We start from the raw sequence: 567 nt of genomic DNA on the forward strand, positions 1-567 counted from the left end.
TGGTTCTACTGGTTACGGTGATGCGAACTCAAAAATCCACATGGATAGCTACTTCAACATCACTGATTTAGATGTTTACATCGATATCGCTGGTGTTCAGATCAACGATCTGAAAATCCACAACCATCGTGGTGACACTTCTGGTCTAGACGGATTGAATGCATTCGGTTTCGCTCACTCAATGCGTGACATCTACGCTGTTAAAGACGCAGTTCTTGATCTAGGTTCTGTTGCTTTGGCACCAGGCCGCCTTGTCCCTGCCGTTATTTCCCCTTTTAACCCAGAAGGTTATGTTGATGGTATCGCTATCCCCCTGTGTCAGGATAGTTGTCGCCTCTGTTAATTTTTAATAATTGAATAGGAGGCGGTAAGAGAATATGAGTGAAGCATTATTCAAAAGAGTTTAAAGAAGCCATTGTTAAGAAGTGGCTTGAAAGTGGGTTATCATTAAGAACGTTTTCAGCCCAGGAAAACATAAACCTATCCACCTTGTATTCCTGGCGAGATAAATTTCAATTACCAGGTTCAAGTGTGACAAAAAGTAGTAGTCCAGATAACTGGTCACCA

2 protein-coding genes are annotated in these 567 nt (G+C 42.0%); both read left to right on the forward strand.

From position 1 onward, the window contains the following. Window positions 1-343: hypothetical protein (locus A3763_RS28215; protein WP_197482780.1), on the forward strand; the 343-nt coding region annotated here is incomplete at its 5' end. A 38-nt stretch (window positions 344-381) separates the two neighbouring features. After that, window positions 382-567, forward strand: a 186-nt coding sequence (locus A3763_RS26705; protein WP_156494918.1) for a transposase, incomplete at its 3' end; no start/stop codon positions are given.

This window comes from Oleiphilus sp. HI0128, from assembly GCF_001635365.1.